Origin of the sequence: Mesorhizobium sp. CA14, from assembly GCF_020165195.1 — a bacterium.
Taxonomy (GTDB): Bacteria; Pseudomonadota; Alphaproteobacteria; order Rhizobiales; family Rhizobiaceae; genus Mesorhizobium.
In genome coordinates, this window is sequence record NZ_JAIUHR010000012.1 from 52,561 (window position 1) to 67,198 (window position 14,638).

Consider the following 14,638-nt stretch of genomic DNA (forward strand, 5'->3'; position numbering starts at 1 on the left):
ATGAATTTCGATCCGCGCTACTCCGGACGCAATTTCTCCTCGGTCGGCACGCGGCCGATCCGCCCCGACGGCATCGACAAGGTGACCGGGCGCGCCCGCTACGGCGCCGACTTCAACATGGCCGGCCAGCTGGTGGGCCGCGTGCTGCGCAGCCCGCACGCGCATGCGCTGATCAAGAGCATCGACACGTCGAAGGCGGAAAAGCTCGCGGGCGTGAAGGCGGTGATCACGGCGAAGGACCTGCCGGACCTCACCGACGGCGATGCCGCCATGTACGACATCCTCGACAATTCGATGGCGCGCAAGAAGGCGCTCTATGACGGCCATGCGGTGGCCGCGGTGGCGGCGATCGATGCCCGCACCGCCCGCCAGGCGCTGAAGCTGATCGAGGTCGACTATGAGGTGCTGCCGCATGTCACCGATGTCGACGAGGCGGCCCAGCACCACGCGCCGTTGATCAACGACCAGGTCTTCACCGAGGGCCTCGAGGAAAAGCCGGCCAAGCCCTCCAACGTCACCAAGCGCACGCAGTTCGGCCATGGCGATGTCCATAAGGGCTTTGCCCAGGCCGATTTCGTGATCGAGCGCTCCTTCAAGACCGAGCAGACGCATCAGGGCTATATCGAGCCGCATGCCTGCGTGGCGAGCGTCAACCCGGACGGCACGGCGGACCTGTGGGTCTGCACGCAAGGCCATTTCGTCTACCGCCAGCATTGCGCCCAGTTGCTTGGGCTGGAGGCCTCGAAGCTGCGCGTCACCTCCTCCGAGATCGGCGGCGGTTTTGGCGGCAAGACCCATGTCTGGGCCGAGCCGGTGGCGCTTGCCCTGTCGCGCAAGGCCGGCCGTCCCGTAAAGCTGGTGATGACGCGCGACGAGGTTTTCCGCGCGTCGGGCCCGACCAGCGCCACTTCGATCGACGTCAAGATCGGTGCGAAGAAGGACGGCACCATCACCGCCGCGGAAGCGACGCTGCGCTACAGCTGCGGCCCCTACCCCGGCTCCTGGGCCGAGATCGGCGCGATGACAGCGTTTGCCTGCTACAAGCTCGAGAACGTCAAGACGGTCGGCTACGAAGTGCTGGTCAACCGGCCGAAGACCGCGGCCTATCGCGCGCCCTCCGCACCGATGGCGGCCTTTGCCGTGGAAAGCGTCGTGGACGAGCTCGCCAAGGAGCTCGGCATGGATGCGGTGGAGTTCCGCATCAAGAACGCCGCGCAGGAAGGCACGCGCTCGTCCTACGGCCCGGTCTACGGGCCGATCGGCATCGGGCCGACGCTGGAGGCGGTGAAGAGCCATCCGCATATGAAGGCGCCGCTGAAAGCCAACCAGGGACGCGGCATGGCCTGCGGCTTCTGGTTCAATTTCGGCGGCCAGACCTGCACGGACCTGAACATCGGCATGGACGGTACGGTGTCGCTGGCCGTCGGCACGGTCGATGTCGGCGGGTCTCGCGCCTCGCTGTCGCTGGTGGCGGCGGAAGAGCTCGGCATCGACTACAGCCAGGTCAAGGCGGTCGTCGCCGACACGTCTTCCCTCGGCTATAACGACATGACCGACGGCAGCCGCGGCACCTTCTCCTCCTCGATGGCGACGATCTCGGCCGCCCGCAACGCGATCAAGATCCTGAAGGATCGCGCCGCGCAGATGTGGGACATCCCGGTGGAGGACGTGACGTGGGAAAAGGGCCATGCCATCGCCAAGGGCGAGAAATACGGCAATCTCTCGCCGCTGTCGCTGAAGGACATCGCGGCCGCTTCCGGCAAGACCGGCGGCCCGATCGCCGGCCATAGCGAGCTCGTCGCCGACGGCGCAGGTGTCTCCTTCGCCACGCATATCTGCGACGTCGAGGTGGACCCCGAGACAGGCTCGACCCGCGTGATCCGCTACACGGTGGTGCAGGATGCCGGCAAGGCGGTGCACCCGACCTATGTCGAGGGCCAGTACCAGGGCGGTGCGGCGCAAGGCATCGGCTGGGCGCTCAACGAGGAGTATATCTACGGCAAGGACGGGCGGCTGCAGAATCCGGGCTTCCTGGACTACCGCATCCCGGTCTGCTCCGACCTGCCGATGATCGACACGCAGATCCTGGAAATACCCAACCCCAACCACCCCTATGGCGTGCGCGGCGTGGGCGAAACCTCGATCGTGCCGCCGCTGGCGGCGATCGCCAACGCGGTGTCGAACGCAGTCGGCGTGCGCATGACCCACATCCCGATGTCACCGCCGCGCATTCTCGCGGCGCTCGACGCGGAACGGGAAGGCTGAGGCGAGGCCTGCCGGCGATGGTCGAGGTCACCCTTTGGGGCTCGCTCAGCGCCGTCGCCGGAGGCAAGGCCAAGCACGACATCGAGGCCAAGGACATAAGGGAGCTGTTCCGCAAGCTTGCGGAACAGTATCCCGGCATCGAGCCATGGATCGACCGCGGGATCGCGGTGGCGATCGACGGGACGATCTATCGCGATACGTGGTCGAAGGAGCTGCCGCCGGGGGCGGAGATTTTCCTGCTGCCGAGACTGGCTGGCGGGTGAATGAACCGGCGGCTGACCGCCGCCACGCCTACCATTGGTTGTCGCGCCACTCACGCAGCTCCCGCTCTCTTTGCTTTCGGCAAGGGGCGGTGACGAATGCGTCGACAGATATGGCTGGCGACCGTTCCGGCTGCTTTGAGGTGGCGCTTATCGTCTGAGCCCGAAAAAGCTCAGGATGGCGAGAATGATAACGACGAGACCGACGAGATAGATAATGCTGTGCATGGCAGGTCCTCCTGTGGAGGATTAATCATTAGCACGCGCTAATGTTCCGCCGAGCGGCTGTTCCAGGCGTCCTTCGTTCGGAGGGCGATGACTTTAGCACAGGCTGATACAACAATATCAGCCGGCGCCCTGTATCTAGTCCGTGCCCCCGCCGGTCAGGCCCGGCTCGTGGGCAACCCCCGCTTCGAGCCGGGCCGCTCATGATTGTCGGGCTGGTTATCGGTTTGGCCGGTCTTCGCGCATAACGTTGTAGAGAAGAAGCCCCGCGGTCAAAGACACGACAGCGCCCAGCATGTCCTGGCCGGTCAGCCCCGAATAATACACAAAAGCAAATGCCAATTCGGCCATGTTCCACCTGGCTGTGCGATCCTTGCCGAGAGAACCCTTAGGGCGCGCTAATGTTCCTATGGTTCGGCGTGGATCTCGAGCATGATCCCGAACCGAAGGCCGGAGAATGCAAAAGGTTCGAACCGGTTTTCGCAAAAGATCACGCTCGAACAAAGAGTTAGATCCGGATGGCGATTCAACGAAACGTCATCCTGGTCCAACCGTAGCTGCCCAGGGAGCGAGGACGGCCATCCGATAGTTACGGTTTGCCGGTGTCCTTCGAGCCGACTATCGCCGCCAGGATCGCCTCGTATGCGCTTCCGACTTCCTCTTCGATCTCCTCCTCGGAAATACCTGCCGCCCTGGCATCGGCGAACAGCTTGGTCGTCAGCTCGGCCACAGAGAGGATGTCCGCGCCCACATTGCCGCGCATCACATTATCGGTGATCCACCGGCCAAAGAACTCCGCGCCACGCTCGCTCATTCGCCCTGCTCTTTCAGAAAATGGGCCTCGCGAAGGAGCGAATCCCAGCCGGTTCCGGATGATTCGATGAGCTCGCCGGCCTGATCCAGGGTGATGCCGGTTTCCCTGGCCAGGCGCCCCGCAAGCAATTCGAAGACAGCCTGGTCGCTCTCCCCCAAACTGCCTTCGCGATGCTGCAACGCCTCCAAGACCACTTCGAAAACGCTGTCGACTTCTTCGTCGATCTCGCTGGCCGGAATGCCTTCGCGCGCGGCCGCCTTCATCATCTCGTCGGCAAGATCGCCCACTGCGAGGGGATCCTCCGTCATGACGTCCGGCAGATGCTCCGCCATCCATCGGTCGAAGAAGTCGAGACCGCGCCTGCTCATGTGGCCATAAGCGCGCGAAGAACATTAGGTTCCGCTGATACGGACTGAGGTCCCATTCGCCGGCGCATTGGTCCATCGCGTGAAACCTAAGCCCTGCGATCTCATTAGGGCTGGGCTGACGAGCAATCAGTCCCTTCATCGTCAGTCGGCTGGATCGCCCGTCACCTGCCCGCAGGTGGCGGGCATCCGAAGAAAGAACAGGGGCTGGGGACAGAGGTGGATAATGTCGATTTCCGAGGAGTTGCGGGACGTGAGTCTTCGCTATGAATGCCCAAATTGCCACCGGCCGATCATCAGGAACGGTTCATGGTTCAAGGCGGTGAGCACCTTCCATTGCGACGCCTGCAAGGCCAAGCTCAGGCTTGGCTATTCGGCCAAGCTGGCGCTTTTCGAACGCCACGGCAAGGCGGCGTGACCTATGCGGATGAGTTCGCGCGAACCTTTTCGCAAGGCGCAGCTTCCCTTCCGGGAGCGGCTCGAGGTGGCCGCAAACGACAACGGCGCGCTCCGCCACCGCGATCTTCCCAAGCTCGTCCCGGCCGATGAGGGTCTTGCAAGGACCGCCGTGAAAGCCGAGCGGATGGGCATTGCGACGGCGGTCGGCATAGCCATCAGCCTTTTCATCGGGCCGGTGGTGTTCACGTGCCTGATGTTGGGCGTGTGGAACGCGGCGCTGGACAGCAACGGAGACAAGCATGGTCGAGACTTCCAGGATCCTGGAAACCAAGGTGGCGGGCTTGCAAGACAGGCTGAGGGAAGCCAACCTCAGCATGGATGACATGCTGGCCTTTCAAAGGGTCGCGGACGTGCTGGACAATGGCCATGGCGGCATCGACGTCGACGACCTGATCGCGCTTTCGTTTGTGGTGCCGGAGGAGGGTTGAGGCTTAGACGAGTCTGCCTAACTGGCTGGGGGATAGGTGGTCAGGCCTACTCGCTCTTTCCTCACTGCCCTACGCTAATAGTGCTCCTAGACTAGTATTTTGCTCGGCGGCGACCTCTCGGTTGACCAGAATGTGGAGGTCTTGCGTAATTCCAGCGACGAGCGGTTAGCCCCCTTTGGACAAACCATCTAATGGCGTCCGAGGGTATGGTCTTCTCCCTCACCTTAGCCGCGTCGACAAACCAGGACCGGGAAACAGCCGCGAGAACGGCATAGCCGTCGATACGTCCAGGTAGCAAACACCAAAGCTTTCCTTGCATTTCCCTAGGTGATCCGTCCGGGACATCGAAGCCTTCGAAATCGAACAGAACCGGCTTTGTGCAGTTGAGCCAAACAGCAGGCAGACACCTCTCAGGGCTACGCGTGATGAAGAGGTTTTTTGCAAGGGGCACACTGAACAGGTTTCCCGCCAGAAACCGCTTCCGGTCGTTCTTTAGGCGCATCCCATCCACGATCCAGATCATGTTCCGATAAAAAGCCTCACGTGCAGTTCTCTCTTGTGCAGGCAAGTGGGAATGCTGGAACTCAATCACCTGGCCTTGTCGGGTCATCACATCCGCGACGCGCTTCTCGCCGTTGGCATCGTGCCGAATGATTTCCTGCCATTCCGGGGGAAACTGATCCTTCCAGCTGCGGTGCCAGAGAGTTTCTGGCTCTCGCCAAGGATCGCAATTCCAGTTGCCGTGATGAGCCCAATGCCACACGCGTTGTGTTCCGCACTTTGCGATCATGGGCTGCGAACAGACTATGCAGCAGCCTGACAGTGTGGGGGCCGCCTCACTTCGTTCGTCATTCACCAATGCAAACCGCGCGACCTCTCCACAGTTCGCGGCTGTCCTCGTTGCAAGGCGCCGCTGATTTCTGCGAGGAGTGTTTCGGCAGCGTAGCCGGTCATAACCTGGCGCTGGTTCTTCTTATCGTCGACGTAAGGGGCAAACCCACTGTCGGTTATCGTGCGACTGTCCTCAATGCCCGGCGTCGCTTCTTCTCAAGGCTTAGATTGATTTTATTGATTTGGCCTACCAGGTCAATGCTAATATTCCACACATTGCTGAATAGGCAGAGGATCGACTATAGACATTGGCCTTAGTCTGCCTGAATCAGCATCAGCCACACGAACCGCAGCATACCCGCCCGTGGCGGACAGCATAGCTGCCGATGCATTTCGCATTGCCAGGGAATGGAACAGATGGGACCTCCGGACCTGCCTCTTGAGGCGGTAGCGACCTGTTTCTCTCTAATGCGGATACCGACGAAATACTCGGCAATGAAAGCCGGCAGTTAGCCCACTACCGGGCAGACGTAACTGGCGTATTTCTTGCGAACTGCCGCTCAACGATCATCGATCAGGGTGGGCGTTCGTGCTCACACCCCCAGCGTCGGCTCCGTATTCACCTCAAGCGCCTCTTCCGCCTCGTCCTCCTCGCCGAGCACCTCGCCATGCACGCCGAGCGCGCGGCCGATCCAGATCGGATCGACCAGGTGGTCGCGCTTGGGGTTGGTGGTGTTGGGGTGGATGAGGATGCTCAAGCCGCCATGGTTCAGCATCAGCCAGGGAACCAGCGTGGCGAAGATCTCGGTGGCGAAGGAGACCTGGTACATGGCCTGCTCATGCGGGCCGACCGGCTCGTCGCGCCAGTTGCCGAGCCGCACGCGGAAACGCTCGGCGATGCGCTCGCGCAGCCATTCGGCCTGCCGGCGCTGCGCCGCATCGCCGTAATAGATGTGGGCGTGATAGCTGGCGATCTCCGAAAGCGGTCTCGGATTATGTGGCATGGCGTCGTTCATCGCGATGCTCCGCTCCCCGGCGGTCTCGGATTATGTGGCATGGCGTCGTTCATCGCGATGCTCCGCTCCCCGGTGGTTCCAGTCTGTCGTGCGGAACTCTAGGCGGTTCTTCGGTTCATGGAAACGGCGAGCCGCTCTACAGACTGTTCAGTGTGGGCGCCGCTGGCCGTAATCGCAGACGGCCGGCCCCGCTCCGTCTCGGCGCTGCGCGCCGAGCCACCTCTCCCCACTTCGTCTACGGCATGCACAATTTTCCAAGCGACTGGTCTTCGGCGATGGCGTGCATGGCAGCTTGGCGCATGCATTGTCTTATGTAGCGCTGGTCGACCCCCACTCCGTCTCGGCTTCGCCGAGCCACCTCTCCCCCGATCGACGGGGGAGAGGAAAGGCGCCAAGCTTTTTGCCGTCAACGCCCGTCCAGCAACACTCCCTTCCTTTCCCTCCGGAGGGGGGAAAGGTGGCGCTGCGAAGCAGCGACGGATTGGGGGAACTACATGGCAATGAAGCTTCGGCCTGATCAGTCGCGCCAGTCACAGACGATGTGCGCATAGCGTGGCGCTTTGCGGGGTGCGAGGAACGCAGGCTTGCGAAGTGCGCACGGAGTGAGGAAGCGCTGCCGGCGATTACGCACAACGTCAGAGTGCCCCTACCCCTTAACCCCATTCGGCCCGCTCCCCCACAGCGCGCGCTGGAACAGCCCGCGCTTCCGCTTCCTCGACACCAGCTCCACATCGCTCACCAGCCGCGCTCCGCCCTCACGCCTCTCCAGCGTGATCTTTCGCGTGTGGAACGCTTCCAGCTCGGCGCGGTGGGCGACGCTGATGATGGTGACCCTCGGCAGTGCCTGGATCACCGTCTGCATCATCTTGTCCTGGCTCTTCTCGTCCAGCGCCGAGGTCGCCTCGTCGAGCACGACGATGTCCGGCGCATGCAGCAACAGGCGGGCAAAGGCCAGGCGCTGCTTTTCGCCACCGGACAGCGTCTGGTCCCAGGGCGCCTCCTCCTCCAGCCGGTTCTTCAAATAGCCGAGACCGACCTTGTCGAGGGCGGCGTCGATCTCTTTCGTGTTCCAATTGTCGGCGGCGGCGGGATAGGCGCTGGCGCGGCGCAGCGTGCCGGACGGGATATAGGGGCGCTGCGGCAGCATGAAGAGGCGCTTGCCCGGGTGGAAATCGACGCTGCCGCTGCCCCAAGGCCACAGGCCGGCGATGGCGCGCACCAGCGTCGACTTGCCGGTGCCGGATTCGCCCGAAACCAGCACGCGCTCGCCGGGCTGGATCTCCACCTCGGTTTCCTTCACCACCGAGGTGCCGTCGTCGAGCGTCACGCAAAGATTTCTGAGGCTGAGCATGGCGCCGTCCTCGGTCTCGCCGCGCCGGATGCGGCCGAGCCGGTCGCTCTTCTCCGCGCGCTCCAGCCCGTCGAGCGACATCATCAGCGAGGCGATGCGGTGGGCCGAGGCGTTCCAGTCGGCGAGGCGCGGATAATTGTCGACCAGCCAGCCGAACGCGCCCTGCACGAGGGCGAAGGCGGAGGCCGCCTGCATGACCTGCCCAAGGCTCATCGAGCCGTCGAGGAATTTCGGCGCGCATAGCAGCACCGGCACGACCGGCGCGAACAGGCTGGAGCCTTGCGAGACGAGCGTGGTGCGCATGTGCTGGCCGGTGAGCCGCGCCCAGCGGCCGAGCACGCCGGCGAAGGTGCGGTCGATGCCGGCATTCTCCTCTTCCTCGCCGCCGAGCAGCGCGATGCTTTCGCCGTTCTCGCGCACACGCGTCAGCACGTAGCGGAACTCGGCTTCGGCCTGGTTCTTGTCCTCGGAAAGCTGGACGAAGCGGCGGCCGATGGCGAACATCGAGGTCGAGGTGATCGCGGCATAGATGACCGCGGTGACGACGAGGAAGCCGGGCACGGTGATGGTGGAACCGCCGAGCGAAAAGCTCAGCGCGCCGCCGATGGTCCACAAGACGACGATGAAGGTCGAGGCCGACAGGAAGGCGTTGAGGACCCCGGCGACGAAATCGACGGGCGATTCAGTCGCGATGCGCAAATCCTCGGTCAGGCGGGCCTCGGGGTTGGCGTGGTCGCCCTTGACGAGGTTGAGCTGGTAGTAGCGGCCACTGGCCAGCCAGCGCTGGATGACCGCCGTGGTCAGCCAGGAGCGCCAGCGGCGCTGCATGGTCATGCGCAGATAGACCTGGGCGACCACCAGGCTGATGCTGCCGGCGACCAGCGGCAGGAAAATGGCGCTCAACCAATAGACGGTGTGCGCGTCGCGCTGCTCGATGGCGTCGAAGATCGCGCGGTTCCAGCGGTTGATACCGTATTGAAACCCGACATTGACGCAGATCAGCGTGAGCAGCCCGATGGTCAGCGGCCAGGCGAGCCTGTCGCCATGCAAACCCCAATAGCCGCGCCCGCTGATCCAGAAGCGCCGCAACAGATATTTCTTGCGCGCCCGCTCGGCCTCTTCGGGCGAAAGCGCGGGACCGGGCTCGATCGCCGCCGGCGGCGGCGACCCGGCATGGCCAATGGCCTCCGGCGCAGCATCGGCGGTTGACGGCCGCTTTTCGGGCGCGTTCTTGTCGGTCGAAGGCCGTGCCCTCTCCCGCTGGGCCCTCTCTTGCTGCGCCTTTTCTTCTCTCGGCTTGTCTTCCTGCGGCCTGTCTTCCAGCGCCTTGTCCGGGCGTTGCTTGGGCGCGCCACGCGGTTTCGGCTGGCGCGCCTTCTCATGGCGCGACTTCGCCGGAGGCGGCTTGCTTGCGCCGCGCTGCGTGGCGCTGTCAGCCGGTCTCGGTTTGGGCTTGGCCGGGGGCATCGCGCCACAACGGCCCAAAAATCAAAAAGTTTCATGCGGGGCCGCCCTTCGCGGCTACCCTGTTCTTCCGCCGCCGGTTGCCTGCCGCCCTTGCCGGTGGTCGATCAGGCGGCGTTGCCGCTCCGGGGCGTGCGCCGCGGCTCGAAAAGGGCCTCGGTGGCGGACCTGCCGGTCGCGTCGAAGGCGAGCGCATCGCGCATGGGGAGCGCGGCCGAGAAAAGATAGCCCTGCCCAATCACGCAGCCCAGCGAGCGCAGGATCATGCGGTCGGCGTCGGTCTCGACGCCCTCGGCCATCACCTCGATGCCCAGCGTCCGGCCGAGGCCGATCACCGCCTCGACCAGGGCCTGGTCCTCGACGGATTTCGCCAGGTCGCGAACGAAATCCTTGTCGATCTTGATCTTGCGGATGCGGCTGTCCTTGAGTGAAACCAGGGTCGAGAAGCCGGTGCCGAAATCGTCGAGCACGATCGATATGCCCGCATCCGCCAGGCGCCCGACCTTCTCGTCGACCCTGTCGCGGTCGACCGGCGCCTCCTCGGTGATCTCGATCTCGAGCATCGCGGCAGGCACATCCTTGGCCTTCAGGCCGTCGAGGATCATGTCGTCGACATTGCCGGCCTCGAGCTCGCGCGGCGAGAGGTTCATCGCGACGCGGACATCTCTACGCCCGTGTTTCACCAGCTCGCCGATCATGGCGCAGCAATTGAGGAACACCGTCTCGGTCAGAAGCGAAAGCAGCCCGGTTTCGCGCGCGGCGGTGACGATCTCGGGCGGCGAGATGGCGCCGTGGACATCGTGATGCCAGCGCAGCAGCGCCTCGAAACCGACGACGGCGTTGGTGTCGAGCCGCACCAGCGGCTGGAACCAGGAGCAGAGGGCGCCGGCTTCGATGGCGCCGCGCAGGTCGCGCTCGATGCGGTTCTTGCGTTCCAGTGCGGCGTCCAGCCCGGCGTCGAAGAGACAATATTCGTTCCTGCCGCCGCGCTTGGCCGCGTAGAGCGCGAAATCCGCCTTGAGCAGCATCTCCGTCAAACCCGGCTTTTCCGACTGGTAGATGCCGATCGAGGCGCCGACGCGCACCGAATTCAACTGCGGATCCGGATTGGCGATGGCCGCGATGATGGCGGATGCAAGCTCGCCGGCCGCTTGCCGCGACCTGCCGGCGGAGAAAAGCAGCACAAACTCGTCGCCGCCGATGCGCGCGATCGTGGCACCTTGCGGGGCGTGGTCCTCTATCCGGCGCGCCACCTTGACCAAAAGGTCGTCGCCGATGTTGTGGCCATAGGTGTCGTTGACGGATTTGAAGCCGTCGAGGTCGATCAGCATGGCCACGAACGGGCCGTCGGAGAGCCCGAGCTTGGCGATCGCCTGCTCCAGCCCATAGCGGTTGAGCAGATTAGTCAGCGGGTCGCGCCTGGAGTTGCGCTCCATCTCGGCGGCGAATTCGCGCGCCTCGTATTTGAGACGGCTCGTCTCGCGGAAGCGGGATTGCCCGAGCAGCGCGCTCCTGATCATGCCGCCAAGGAAAAGCAGGATGGTGAAGGCGAGCACGTAATTTTCAACGCCACCCTTGGCAAGCACGCAGCCGGCGGCGGTGAGAAGCGGCAGGGTGATGAAATTGATCGAAGCCGGCGCATAGCAGGTGCCGTAGGTGACCGAACCGGCCGAAATGCCGGCAAGCACGATGAGATAGAGCGGCGCCTGGCTGGTCGTATATCCGTCGCTCAGCAGCGCCAGAAACGACCAGGCGACGCCCGAGGCAAGCGCCATCCGGCCATAAAGGGAAAGCCGGGCGTCGACCGCCCCCGGCCCGTCGTCGGCGGCGCCCGATTGGGCGACGGCAAGCACCACGCGCGCGCCGTTGATCAAGGCGATCGCCAGGAACCACAGCACGGCGGCAAGGCCGCCGCCGGACAGGAGTTGCACCGCCAGGATCAGCGCCGAGAGCACCGTACCGACGGGCATCGAGATGAAGACGCCCTTGCTCAGATCCGCAAGCTGGTCGCGCAGGATGCCGGCTTCCACGGCTTCGCTCCTTCCCTCGGAAGAGGGACCCGCCACCAGCCGCTCGTCATGCCTTTTCATGTCTCTAATGGGTAGGCGAGCGGAATGAAAATCGTGTTAAGGATTTCAGCGGTTTACGTGGCATTTCTCGATTGAGTCTGGCGGATGCCGGGAGCTGGGAGAAAAACCGGGCGGCGGCTCCGTATCAAGACGGGACCATCGGGCGACGGTTCTGAACATTTGCGGAGCGCCTTCGCCCGATCAGCCGCAACCTGCCGCAGGTGAAGGTGGGAGATAGCAGCATTGATTTTGCGGGGCCCGATGGCCTATCCGAATTGATCGCCATGGCACGGCGCGAGAAAAAACCTATCGTGTTTGTGTGACGGGAAAAGCCCAATCGGAGTCTCAGTCCATGACGCTGACCAACCGCGATCTCATCGAACTCACCGAATGGCGACGCAAGCTGCACCGCCAGCCGGAAATCTCGAATGAGGAAGAGAAGACCGCCAGGGAGGTGGTGAACTTCCTCGCCGATACCGGGCCGGACAAGGTGCTGACGGGGCTCGGCGGTCACGGCGTGGCGGCGGTCTATGACAGCGGACAGGCCGGACCGACGGTGCTGTTCCGCTCGGAACTCGACGCGCTGCCGATCGAGGAGCTTTCGGGCGTCGAGCATAGCTCTCAGGTGCCGGGCAAGTCGCATATGTGCGGCCATGACGGACACACCGCGATCCTGGCCGCGCTCGGCCGCCAGTTCGGGCGCGACAGGCCGGCGCGCGGGCGCGTCGTCCTGATGTTCCAGCCGGCGGAGGAAACCGGCAACGGCGCGGCCGGGGTCGTGGCCGATCCGCGCTTCTCCGAGATCGCGCCGGACTTCGCGTTTTCGCTGCACAATCTGCCGGGCGTGCCGTTCGGCGAGGTGCGGCTGAAAGCCGGCACCGTCAACTGCGCCTCGCGCGGCATGCGCATCGTGCTTGAAGGCAAGACCGCGCATTCCTCGATGCCGGAAACCGGCGTCTCGCCGATGCCGGCGGTGAGCGAACTGATGCCGGCGCTGCCCGCGCTCGGGCGCGGCACCTTCACTGATGAGGATTTCGGCATGGTGACCGTCACCCATTGCGCGATGGGGCAAGCCGTGTTCGGCATCGCGCCCGGCTATGCGGAAGTGTGGGCGACGCTGCGCACCCGCCGCGACGAGCGCATGGCCGAGCAGGTCGCCGCCGCGGAGGCGCTTGCCGCAAAGATCGCCGCGAAGCACGGCCTCTCGGTGCGCTTCGACTATCACGAAATCTTCCTCGCCAGCGTCAACGCGCCGGACGCGGTCGAGCATCTCAACCGCGCGCTCGACGAGGAAGGCGTTGCGCGCAGCGAGAAGGCGCTACCGATGCGCGCCTCGGAGGATTTCGGCATTTTCGGCCACAATGCCAAATCGGCGATGTTCTTCCTCGGGGCGGGTGAAAAACACCCTTCCCTGCACAACCCCGACTATGATTTCCCTGACGACCTGATCCCGATCGGTTCGCGGATCTTCATGCGAACGGCGCGCAACCTGCTTGGATGACAGAACGCCTGCGATAGCCTCTCCGGTTGACGTCTACCACCATGCCAGCTGACACTCGTTGTGCTCCAGATTTCTTCGCGCGCGATGCCCTCGCGGTGGCACGCGCGCTGATCGGCGCCAGGCTTGGGTTCGCCGGTGTCGGCGGCATCATCGTCGAGACCGAGGCATACCGGCCCGATGATCCCGCATCGCACAGCTTTCGCGGCCGCACGCCGCGCAACGCGCCGATGTTTGGCGCGCCGGGCGACGCCTACGTCTATCGTTCCTACGGGCTGCATTGGTGCCTGAACGCGGTGTGCCTGCCGGGCAGCGCGGTGCTGATCCGGGCGATCCAGCCGCAATCCGGCATCAGCAAGATGCGCGAGCGGCGCGGCACCGACAACGACCGGCTGCTCTGCTCCGGTCCCGGCAAGCTTTGCCAGGCGCTCGGCGTCGACGCCTCGCATAACGGGCTCTCGCTCACCGCGCCGCCCTTCGAATTCGCCCATTCCGATGCCGATGCGGCCGCGATCCTCGTCGGCCGCCGGATCGGCCTCACCAAGGGCGTGGAAGCCGAGTGGCGTTTCGGCCTCGCCGGCTCGGCCTATCTCAGCCGCAAGTTTTGAGCCGCAACCTTATCCGTTCCCTGCCCCTGTCATGGATCATTCGCGGCCAGCGCGCGTTTGAAGGCAGATGACGGAGGACCAGACAATGGCGACCGACAAATACGAACGCATCAAGCGCCGCGCCTATGAGATCTGGCAACGCAGCGGCGAAGCGAGTGGCAAGGACGAAGAGCACTGGCATCAGGCTCGCGAGGAAATCGAGCGCGAGGACAATGGGTTGGGCGAACAGCCGGGTGCTGCGATGCCCGGCGCGGTCACGATACCGGCCGGCCAGCCGGACCCGGTGGCGGCCGAGGGGCTGGCGCGCAAAGCCTTAGAGAATCGCCCGGCCGACGACGATCCGGCGCCGAAGAAGCGCAGCCGGCGCAAAGGCTGAGCCGGCCATGGTCAAAAATGTCGAACAGGCGTTGGACGACGCGTTGCTGGCCATGCGCATGCTGCGCAAGTCGATCGCTGATCACGGTCATCTGGAAGCGATGGCCGATCTGGATGCCGTGATGGAAACCGCGATCGCCGCGGCGGAGCAAAAACGCACCGACATCGAGCGGAGAAAGTGGACATGAGCAGCGATCCGGCCGCGGTTCTCGGCGGACGGACCGTCCTGTCTCAGCCGCGGGCTCAAACTTCCCTGCTGTCGAAGAGGAACATCTGGACGCCCGATTCATCGGGCGCGTAAAGCCGGCGGTCGGCCCCGGCCGCCTTTCCCTCCGGGCTTGCGAGCCCCTTTTTCATCGCTTCGAGATCGTCAAAATAAAGCGTCCCGATCAGGTAGACGTCGGATGGTCCGGCGACCACCGTGATCGGCCCCTGGCTGACCTCGTATTTCCTCAGACCCGGGATCTTCCTGGCCAGCGGTACGTGCGTCTCGAAATAATGCTTGTCGAACGCTTCCGCGTCAGCCGGCTGCTTGTAGATTACGACCATTCCAGCCATAGCGGTTCTCCTTTTTCGCGGCGGACGAAGCAAAGACGAAACCGCGGATGGG

The 14,638-nt window shown here is 64.1% G+C and carries 15 protein-coding genes; 8 read left to right on the forward strand and 7 right to left on the reverse strand.

Annotation, left to right across the window (positions count from 1 at the left end; genetic code table 11):
• A complete protein-coding gene (locus tag LB565_RS15000; protein ID WP_224585237.1) occupies window positions 1-2,265 on the forward strand; it encodes a xanthine dehydrogenase family protein molybdopterin-binding subunit in 2,265 nt (754 codons plus the stop codon).
• Window positions 2,266-2,282: 17 nt separating this feature from the next.
• Window positions 2,283-2,528, forward strand: coding sequence for a MoaD/ThiS family protein (locus LB565_RS15005; protein WP_224513361.1), 246 nt, complete (start codon window positions 2,283-2,285; stop codon window positions 2,526-2,528).
• Window positions 2,529-3,339: 811 nt separating this feature from the next.
• Here LB565_RS15005 and LB565_RS15010 read toward each other — a convergent pair.
• The gene (locus tag LB565_RS15010) at window positions 3,340-3,564 is read right to left on the reverse strand and encodes a hypothetical protein (RefSeq protein WP_224585239.1); all 225 of its coding nucleotides are present in this window, start codon (window positions 3,562-3,564) and stop codon (window positions 3,340-3,342) included.
• Complete coding sequence (locus tag LB565_RS15015) at window positions 3,561-3,896, reverse strand: hypothetical protein (protein WP_224585242.1); 336 nt, start codon at window positions 3,894-3,896, stop codon at window positions 3,561-3,563. Before LB565_RS15015 ends, LB565_RS15010 begins: the two co-directional genes overlap by 4 nt.
• Window positions 3,897-4,182: 286 nt before the next feature.
• Here LB565_RS15015 and LB565_RS15020 point away from each other — a divergent pair, with 286 nt between their 5' ends.
• Window positions 4,183-4,347, forward strand: a complete 165-nt coding sequence (locus LB565_RS15020) for a hypothetical protein (protein ID WP_224585243.1) — start codon at window positions 4,183-4,185, stop codon at window positions 4,345-4,347.
• 3 nt (window positions 4,348-4,350) lie between these two features.
• Window positions 4,351-4,710, forward strand: a complete 360-nt coding sequence (locus LB565_RS15025) for a hypothetical protein (RefSeq protein WP_224585245.1) — start codon at window positions 4,351-4,353, stop codon at window positions 4,708-4,710.
• A 197-nt stretch (window positions 4,711-4,907) separates the two neighbouring features.
• Here LB565_RS15025 and LB565_RS15030 read toward each other — a convergent pair whose 3' ends face one another.
• The 4 genes from LB565_RS15030 to LB565_RS15045 all read right to left on the reverse strand — a co-directional run bounded on the left by LB565_RS15030 (window position 4,908) and on the right by LB565_RS15045 (window position 11,568).
• On the reverse strand, window positions 4,908-5,606 hold the full coding sequence (locus LB565_RS15030) for a competence protein CoiA (protein ID WP_263488498.1): 699 nt from the start codon (window positions 5,604-5,606) through the stop codon (window positions 4,908-4,910).
• Window positions 5,607-6,240: 634 nt separating this feature from the next.
• The gene (locus tag LB565_RS15035; protein ID WP_224585249.1) at window positions 6,241-6,663 is read right to left on the reverse strand and encodes a DOPA 4,5-dioxygenase family protein; all 423 of its coding nucleotides are present in this window, start codon (window positions 6,661-6,663) and stop codon (window positions 6,241-6,243) included.
• Window positions 6,664-7,309: 646 nt separating this feature from the next.
• Window positions 7,310-9,481 carry an ABC transporter ATP-binding protein/permease gene (locus tag LB565_RS15040; RefSeq protein WP_224585251.1) on the reverse strand — a complete coding sequence of 724 codons (2,172 nt, stop codon included), beginning with the start codon at window positions 9,479-9,481 and terminating at the stop codon, window positions 7,310-7,312.
• A 104-nt stretch (window positions 9,482-9,585) separates the two neighbouring features.
• Window positions 9,586-11,568, reverse strand: coding sequence for a putative bifunctional diguanylate cyclase/phosphodiesterase (locus LB565_RS15045; RefSeq protein ID WP_224585253.1), 1,983 nt, complete (start codon window positions 11,566-11,568; stop codon window positions 9,586-9,588).
• 331 nt (window positions 11,569-11,899) lie between these two features.
• On the opposite strand from LB565_RS15045, the gene LB565_RS15050 reads away from it, so the two are divergent.
• The 4 genes from LB565_RS15050 (at window position 11,900) to LB565_RS15065 (ending at window position 14,216) form a co-directional block, all read left to right on the forward strand.
• A complete protein-coding gene (locus LB565_RS15050) occupies window positions 11,900-13,048 on the forward strand; it encodes an amidohydrolase (RefSeq protein ID WP_224585258.1) in 1,149 nt (382 codons plus the stop codon).
• 41 nt (window positions 13,049-13,089) lie between these two features.
• Entirely contained in the window at window positions 13,090-13,653 is a 564-nt protein-coding gene (locus LB565_RS15055; protein WP_224585260.1) for a DNA-3-methyladenine glycosylase, read from the forward strand.
• An 85-nt stretch (window positions 13,654-13,738) separates the two neighbouring features.
• Complete coding sequence (locus LB565_RS15060; protein ID WP_224585262.1) at window positions 13,739-14,029, forward strand: DUF2934 domain-containing protein; 291 nt, start codon at window positions 13,739-13,741, stop codon at window positions 14,027-14,029.
• A 7-nt stretch (window positions 14,030-14,036) separates the two neighbouring features.
• Window positions 14,037-14,216, forward strand: a complete 180-nt coding sequence (locus LB565_RS15065) for a hypothetical protein (RefSeq protein WP_224585264.1) — start codon at window positions 14,037-14,039, stop codon at window positions 14,214-14,216.
• A 55-nt stretch (window positions 14,217-14,271) separates the two neighbouring features.
• Here the strand turns inward: LB565_RS15065 and LB565_RS15070 are convergent, their stop codons facing one another.
• Window positions 14,272-14,586 carry an EthD family reductase gene (locus LB565_RS15070; protein ID WP_224585267.1) on the reverse strand — a complete coding sequence of 105 codons (315 nt, stop codon included), beginning with the start codon at window positions 14,584-14,586 and terminating at the stop codon, window positions 14,272-14,274.
• Between the last annotated feature and the right edge of the window lie 52 nt (window positions 14,587-14,638).